This window comes from Streptomyces sp. NPDC004542 (assembly GCF_040610035.1).
Classification (GTDB): domain Bacteria; phylum Actinomycetota; class Actinomycetes; order Streptomycetales; family Streptomycetaceae; genus Streptomyces.
Genome location: NZ_JBEXLP010000018.1, coordinates 101,491 through 109,350 on the forward strand (window position 1 = coordinate 101,491; position 7,860 = coordinate 109,350).

General features: G+C 69.1%; 6 protein-coding genes. 4 read left to right on the forward strand and 2 right to left on the reverse strand.

Features of this window, described 5'->3' with window-relative positions:
• The first annotated feature begins 47 nt into the window (after positions 1–47).
• Positions 48–2,099, forward strand: coding sequence for an ABC transporter ATP-binding protein (locus ABZX30_RS13600; RefSeq protein ID WP_355932768.1), 2,052 nt, complete (start codon positions 48–50; stop codon positions 2,097–2,099).
• 173 nt (positions 2,100–2,272) lie between these two features.
• Here the strand turns inward: ABZX30_RS13600 and ABZX30_RS13605 are convergent, their stop codons facing one another.
• Positions 2,273–2,935: a hypothetical protein gene (locus ABZX30_RS13605; protein WP_355932771.1), complete on the reverse strand. Its 663-nt coding sequence runs from the start codon at positions 2,933–2,935 to the stop codon at positions 2,273–2,275.
• 182 nt (positions 2,936–3,117) lie between these two features.
• Here ABZX30_RS13605 and ABZX30_RS13610 point away from each other — a divergent pair, with 182 nt between their 5' ends.
• Positions 3,118–5,043, forward strand: coding sequence for a pRL2-11 (locus ABZX30_RS13610; protein WP_355932773.1), 1,926 nt, complete (start codon positions 3,118–3,120; stop codon positions 5,041–5,043).
• 68 nt (positions 5,044–5,111) lie between these two features.
• Here the strand turns inward: ABZX30_RS13610 and ABZX30_RS13615 are convergent, their stop codons facing one another.
• On the reverse strand, positions 5,112–6,089 hold the full coding sequence (locus tag ABZX30_RS13615) for a hypothetical protein (protein ID WP_355932775.1): 978 nt from the start codon (positions 6,087–6,089) through the stop codon (positions 5,112–5,114).
• A gap of 128 nt (positions 6,090–6,217) precedes the next feature.
• Here ABZX30_RS13615 and ABZX30_RS13620 point away from each other — a divergent pair, with 128 nt between their 5' ends.
• Together ABZX30_RS13620 and ABZX30_RS13625 are read left to right on the forward strand one after the other, a co-directional pair.
• The gene (locus ABZX30_RS13620) at positions 6,218–6,994 is read left to right on the forward strand and encodes a hypothetical protein (protein WP_355932778.1); all 777 of its coding nucleotides are present in this window, start codon (positions 6,218–6,220) and stop codon (positions 6,992–6,994) included.
• 331 nt (positions 6,995–7,325) lie between these two features.
• Complete coding sequence (locus tag ABZX30_RS13625; RefSeq protein WP_355932781.1) at positions 7,326–7,562, forward strand: hypothetical protein; 237 nt, start codon at positions 7,326–7,328, stop codon at positions 7,560–7,562.
• Positions 7,563–7,860: the final 298 nt, after the last annotated feature.

Here is a 7,860-nt window from a genome sequence, read left to right on the forward strand (position 1 = left end):
CCCCTCGCCACCGCATCCACCCGAACGGGTGAAGCGTTGCCCCGGATGTGACCAACACACAGCCCCGCAGCGACACCCGTACCAGCCCCGCACAGCCCGCCGCCCGGCGGCTGCGCCCCTCCTGGCGCCGCCACCCGCGCGATGGCGGTGAGGTGATCCCGCAGTACAGCGTCAGCGCCGAACGCCACGACGACGCGGTGGCCGACGACTTCCTCACCATCGCCCGCCGCCTGCCCGCCCTCGCCGCCACCGCGCTCCGCCTTGCCTGGACGGCCGACCGCACCGCCCTCTGCCGACTCGCCGTCCTCCAGGTCGCCGCCGGCGCGCTGACAGCCGTGGGCCTGTACGCCACACGCGGCGTGTTGACCCCGCTGTTCGCACCGGGTGCCGCGATGGGCCGGCTCCAGCAGGCATGGCCGTCCCTGGCCGTGATCACCGGCGCCGCGATGGCCCGCTCCCTGATCAGCGCGGCCACCGTGGCCACCACGGCGCGGGTCGGCCCGCGCATCGACTCCATCGCCGAACTCAGGTTCCTTGGTGCCGCCACCCGCGTGCCGCTCGCCGCGTACGACGACCCGGCCTGGTGCGATCACAGCGAGGCCGCCAACCGGGCCTCCAAGGACGCCCACCTGATGATCGACGCCCTCACTGCGGTCGCCGCCGCCCTGCTGGGCATCCTCGCCTCCGCGGGCATCCTCGCCGGCCTCGATCCGCTGCTGCTGCCCCTGCTGCTGCTCGCCGTTCTCCCGCGCGGCGCCGCCGCCGTCCGGGCCGCCCGCGCCGCCCATCTCGCCGAGCGGCACACCCTCGCCGACCGCCGCCTGCGGCACACCCTGATCTACAACACCTCCGGCCGCCCCACCGCCCTCGATGTCCGGGCGAACACCATGCGCCCATGGCTGCTGGCCCAGTTCACGGCCGTCACCAGGCGGCTGGAGGACCACGCCGCCCGGGTCGGCCGCACCACCGCCCGCTACCAGCTGCTCGGCGACGCTCTCGCCGGAGGCGCCACCCTCCTCGTCTACGGCGCCCTGCTGTGGCTCGTAAGCACCGGGCGTATCCCGCTCGCGGCGGCCGGGACCGCCGTCATCGCCGTCCAGACCAGCCGGCTCCTGCTGAACGGACTGGTCACCGGCATCAACACCACCTACAAGACCGGCCTCTACCTCGGCGACTGGGCGACCTTCCTCACCGACGCCGAAAAGCGCACGCGGCTCCCGGCCGAGCCCGTGCCGGTCCCCGCCGACCCGTCCGTCATCCGCGCGACAGACGTCACCTTCCGCTACCCGGGCAGCGAACTCCCGGCGCTTGAGAACGTGAGCGTCACCATCCGTCGCGGCGAGGTCCTGGCGATCGTCGGCGCGAACGGCTCGGGCAAGTCGACCCTCGCCAAACTCCTCGCAGGGCTGTACACCCCGACGTCCGGCGCGGTGACCTGGGATGAGGTGGACCTGGCCACCGCCGACCCCGAGCAGATCTGGTCACGCCTTGCGATGCTGCCCCAGGACATCGCCCGCTGGCAGGTCACCGCCCGCGAGAACATCACCCTCGGCCAGGGCACCGGCGACGACCAGGCCGTCCACGCCGCCGCGAAGGCATCCGGCGCCGACGACGTCATCGCCCGCATGCCCGACGGCCTCGACACCAACCTCGCCCCCTCCCACTGGGGCGGCCGTGACCTGTCCGGCGGACAGTGGCAACGCCTGGCCGGCGCGCGGGCCTTCTACCGCGACCACGCCCCGCTGCTGATCTGCGACGAACCGACCTCCGCGCTCGATCCGCGCACGGAGGAAGCTGTCTACGACCGCATCCGGGCCCTGAGCGCGGGCCGCACGGTCGTCCTGATCACCCACCGGCTCGGCTCCACCCGCGCCGCAGACCGGATCATCGTCCTCGACGGCGGCCACCTCCTGGAGGAGGGGACACACGAGTCCCTGCTCCAGCAGGACGGCGAGTACGCGGCCATGTGGCGCACCCAGGCCCGTACCTACGGCGACCAGCCCCAGGAGGCGCGTGAAGCGGAGGCCGCGTCTGCCGCGCTGGAGCCAGAGAAGTCGTTCACGGCCACCAAGGCGAGGACTACGGAGGACACACAGTGAAAGCCAACAGTGGAAGGCCTCGGACGGGCCTTCGGCCTCTCGGACGCTTGCCCTGACCTCCTGCGCCAGGAGACGGCCGCCTCCGGCCGTTGACCGACTCGGACGCCATCCCCACCCACATCTCGGTCGGGCCTGGCGGCTGGCTTCTCAGCGGAGGTGGCGTTCGACTGCGTTCAGAGCTGCTTGCTGATGTGGTGCCCCCACCGGTGCAGCCATTCTGTGTGCTCGGGGCTGCCGGGGGCGGGCGCGGTCTGCAGGTCCTCGGGCAGAGTGAATTCTTCAGGGGCCCAGGTGCCGTCGTTGAAGTAGCAGGCCCATACGGCCTCGCGGGCGGAATTGATGACGGTGGCGCCTACGGCCCCGTCGTCGGTGAGCGCGCCTTCGTCCACGGCGGTGCGCCCGGTTTCGATCGCCTTGTCGCTGCTGCGGAACACCTGGGTGGTCATGCCGCGCGGGTGGTTCTTGCCTGTGAGGGTGTAGAGGGTCCACTGGGTGCCGACGGCGTTGGGCCACCGCTTGCGTGCAGCCTGCCGGGAGATCCCCGAGACCTCCCCCAGGTCCGCATAGCTGGCTCCAGCCCGGCCGGCGCGGGCGGCGGCGTCGGTGGCCAGCTGCCGTGCGGCGTCACCGACTTCCGTGGCGACCTCCAGATACATCAGGTGCACCGCCTTGGCCGCTGCCGAGGTGGGGGCGAGCGCGTTCGGGGTCGCGGGGCCCTCCTGCTGGGCGAAGCCCAAACGCCTCTTCGTCTCGCGCCACACCAGCTCACGCACCTGCGCCTTGAAGGCGGCCCGCTCCTCGATGACCTCGCTGTCGAGCTCCCACATATCAACCATGAGACAACCATACGCAACGTGACTCATGTGTGACAACTAAAGTTTCGAATGGAACTTCGGGGCCTCATCGTCGAACTCTGTCCACAGGGGAACCGTTCTAGCTTCGTCGTCCGGCGTGGGGTCCGCTTCCGGCGGCACCGTCGCGCCCCAGCACACCCGTGTACGAAGGGCGTTGGACGACGATGGCGCAGACGAAGTTCGACCGGCAGGTTGAGGAGACCGCCGAAGCCGTGATGTTCGGCATCGGCCGGTTCCTGGGCGGCCGGGACATGGACGGGATCAAGCGGACCGACGCCACGTTCTGGCAGCCCGCCACCCGCGTCCTGCCGAAGGTGGAGGGCCGGGTCTCGCGTTCGTCGTACTGGGCCGGGTGGCAGCGCCTCACCTTCCGGATGACATTCCTCAGCGCAGCCGGCTCGGGCGGCTGGTGGGGCTGGGAGAACCGGGAGACGGCCCGGTCCTGGTGGGAGCACCGGGACGCCACCCTTCACACGCTGCAGACGGGCGGGATCGGCGCGGCCTCCGCCGCGGCCGCCGGCGGACTCGCGTACGGGCTGCTGACCCGCAAGCGGCGGGAGTTCATGCGCGAGTGGGTGACGCCCCTGCACGAGGCGATCGCCGTGCCGCTGGGCATCTCGGAGCTGACCGACCCGCGCCGCTACCTCCACATCCCGCGCAACTTCTCCGACGACGACGCACAGATACGCATTGACGTGCCCACCCACATGCGGTTCAACGAGGACCTGGTCGCCGACCTCATCGTCAAGAAACTCGCCTTGGAGAACGTCTCCTTCACCTGGCGCCGCGCGGGCAACGACACGCACGTCATCGTCAAGAAGCGGCTGGCCCCGCCCAAGGTGCTGCGTCTGTCCGACCCCGGCGTGCGCGAGATCCTGGCGAAGATGCCCGAGTCCGCACCGCTCATCGGGCTCGGAGCGGGCAAGAAGAAGGTCTCCGTTGACCTGGACCACGACTCCCCGCACGTCCTGATCTCCGCAGGCACCGGCGGGGGCAAGTCGACCATCCTGCGCTGCATCACCTGCCAGTTCATACACAACGGCGCCCTCGCCTACGTCCTGGACTTCAAGCGGATCTCCCACACCTGGGCGCGCGGCGTACCCGGCGTCACCTACTGCCGGGACATCTCTGAGATCCACGACGCCCTGGTCTACCTCGCCCAGGAAGGCCGGCGCCGACTCGCCCTCGCGGAGGAACTGGACGACGACGTCCTCGATCGTGAGCCCTGGCGCGTCGGACCGAGGCTGGTGATCCTCCTCGAAGAGGTCAACGCCACCATGGCGCAGCTCAAGCGGTACTGGGCGAAGATCCGCGAGAGCGGCGATCCCAAGACGTCCCCGGCCGTCGACGCGCTGGCCGAGATCCTCTTCATGGGCCGCCAGGTCCGCCTCCACGTGCTCCTGGTCGCACAGTCCGCCACCGCTCGCGCCATCGGCGGCCCGGAGATGCGCGAGAACTTCTCCACCCGCATCCTGGTCCGCTACACCCTCAATGCCTGGCGCATGCTCGTACCCCAGGTCAGCCCCATCCCGATGCCGACCGAGCACCCTGGCCGGGCCCAAGTCGTCACCGGCGGCCGCGCCCATGAGACGCAGGTGCTGAACCTGTCGAACGCGGAAGCCCGCGAGTGGGCGATGTCCGGCGCTCACTCGAACGCCAGGACTGGCCTGGCGCTGCAGAAGCCGCCTACCCCGGCCGCACCGGTAGAGTTCCAGAAGGCCGCTGACGGCCCGCAGACCACTGGCCCGGACGACCAGATAATCACCCTGCCCAAGGGGCCGGAGATGCCTGCACAGGCCGCTCTTGCCGCTCACCAGGACGACGCTGCCAACCCGCCCGGCACCATCCCGGCGACATCGCCGGCGACCCCGGCCGGGGACGTCGCCGACCAGGCGGTGGGGCTGCGGCAGGCCGCCGAACATCACCTGCCCTACACCCTCGCAGCGCTGCGCTACGCCCGCGCCAATGACCCAGACTTCCCCGGCTCGGTCGACAAGCGCGGCGCCGAACTCCTTTACCGCGTCGGCGACCTCAAGCGCTGGGCACGCAACCGTCCTCGCGCTGCCTCCGGCGCCACTGACCTCGACTGACAGCCCCCGGCCCGAGCAGGGGACTGGCCACAGACGCGGTCGACGCACATGACGGGCGGCCTCCTTCTCTATTGCGGCTGGAGGTGGCCGTGGCGGCTCAGGAGGCGCTGGAAGAATTCGGTGAGCATCGCTTCCCCGGCTGCGTGGTCGCGTAGCTCGTGGCCGCCGATGCGGTAGACCTCGTAGCCCTGCAGGGTGAGCTGACGGTCCTCCGCCACCATCGGGGCGTAGCGCGCAGGATCAGCCAGCCAGACGGTGCCAGATCGCTGCATCGCCAACGTGTCGTCCTGCCGAGCGTAGTGCTGGACACCGTCGACCTCGATGACCGCCCGTGCGCGCTGATTCATCAGCAGCAGGAAGTCCATCCGCTGACGGGTAAGGCGGCTCACACCGTTCAGATCGGCCAGGCTGTACGGGTCGTAGTGGAGGTAGACCTGAGGGATGAGCGCCGGGAGGTCGAAGCCGAGCTTGGTGTAGGTATCGAACACCAGGAGCTCGGCACCGTTGTTGCCCAGCGAGCGACGCAGCCGCTCCCGCATGGAGACACGCGCGCGCGTTGCATCTTCCGCAAGCTCAGGGCGCTGACGAACCCACCATGCCACCAGGTCTGACCAGCTCAACCCGCGGTCTTCCAGCGGCTGGTCGTACACCAAGCAGTACTGCTCGTTCTTCACGATGCGGATGGTGTTGCTGATGGAGTCCGGCAGCACGACCTGAGGCTTGGGGCCATCGGCAGCGAAGATGAGGTTCTTCATTTCCCCGTCGACACCGCGAGCGCCTAGTGCGCTGACCAGGGCCTGCAGGTCGTCGTCGCCGTACTCGCTGATCACGCGCCGCGCGATGTCCACAAGCTCGGACAAGGTCTTTTTCTGCAACCGTGAGCGGACGTAGATCCGCTTGCTGCTGAACGGATCCTCACCGGGCTTCTGCGGTTCCAGTCCCAGGTACTCGCATGCGGCCGCGAGGTCGTAAGCCTTCACCACATGCAGCGCACCGGCTATGGCCTCACGAAGAGCGGCTGGAGTGACCGCAGGCGTAGACGACATCGCATCATGATGGCCCTGGTGTGTCCTTCCGCACAGAGGGCAACTGCCATGCCTGCGTGAGGCACTGAGCCGATTCGATCAACCCTGCTGCAGCCGTCTGATCTGGCTGACAGACTACGAAGATGGTCATGGATGCCGACGAAGAGGCCAATCTGGTACTGGCCCAGACAGCCATCCTGCTGGATCGTCAGGGAGACCGCGAAGCCGCACAACTGCTCGCGGACGCCACGAACCTCGACTTCGAGAACACGGATGACTCCTACCGCACCTCCAGCGGCGCCCACGTCTACGCCATGGCTGCCGTGCTGTACGTGGATGATCACCTGGTGTCCGCGTTCACCAGCGAGGTTCGGGAGCGCATCGCACCCGTGCTGATCGACGTCGCCCTGCGCAATGGGTACACGGCAACCGACCGTATGCACATCAAGCAGGTCCTACCGCCCGTCAGCAAAGGCTGGCGCAGCGACCTCAAGGAGCGCGCTCAAGAGCGGCCCACCAATCAGGCCCGTAGAGAGCGGCTGGCTCCCAACCACCCGGTAGTAGATGGTCTCGCGCTCGGCAGCCGGCAAGAGCACGAGGTGTATCTCGCGCTCAAGCAGATCCAGGCCACGACTCCGCCCGATCGCACCATCGCCATAGCGCCCCTCCCTGGGGTACGGCTGCAGGCCGGCCACACCTGGACACCGGACATCATCGTGCTTGGGAACGGGCGGGCAGTCGTCTTCGAAGTGGACGGACCTCACCACCGAGACCGCCGCCGGTACGCCGATGACAGAAACCGAGACCTTCAGTGGCAGCGCTGCGGGATCCAGGTCGTCCGCCTGCCCGTGGAGGACCTGCAGCAAGGCGAGCAGCTCACCAACCGACTCAAGGAAGAGCTTTCACGGCACCTCTGGCCCCGGTGACCAAAGTGGCGGGCGGCCATCGACGACCGCCCTCGTACTCTCCGAGACGGCCCTGAGTCGCTTCGAGAAGCTCTTGTTCGGGCTGCGCCGCTCACTCCAACCCGAGGTCGGCCAGCGCCTGGAGCTTGTCGGCGGCGAGCATTGCGCGCCTCGTCTTCGCGTCCGAGTCTCGCAATGTCGGGAGAATCCCCAGCTACAGGCGGTTGACACTTGAGACAATGCGGTCATGCCTCTGACCGGAGCCGAGTACGAGCGGCTTACCCAGACCGCGCCGACACTCCCGAGGCCCCCAACAGCCCGCTGCTCCCGCCTGGCCTCACTCCGCGCGGTCGTGGTTGACCCCACTGGGTATGTCGATGGCCCCGCCCTCAGCGTCCTGGGACCGGAAGGCCGCGAGCAGTTGGGGCAGGTCCCCACCGGCACCTGGCGCAAGCTCGCCCCAAAGAACCACGGGCGCCTGCACCGAGGCCGCGTCCACGTTGTACAGCAGGGCGACACCGCCCAGCAGACGCAGGTGCTGAGCCTGACCGACTCCGAGGCCCTCGGGCTGGTCGTCGCAGTCCGCTGACTCGGGCTCGGACACAGGGCCCCGGAGCGATGTCTTCCCCGGGCCCTGGCGGCAGTGCCGCTGGTAGGTGTCCGGGCAGACGACGGGACTCTTGAAACACCCCTACCGGATTTCACGGACTACTGGCAACAGGCAGCGGAGCTCGAAAGGCGGTAGGCCCGGGTCGGGTGACCCGGGCCTACCGGTTGGTGCGAGAGGCGGTTCTAGTGCCGCATCAGGCAATGTTTGCCCTCTTGTGATGTGACGCGCCGTACCGGTGCTGGGCCGGGCGGCGCGGGACGGTCACCCTGTCGGGGTG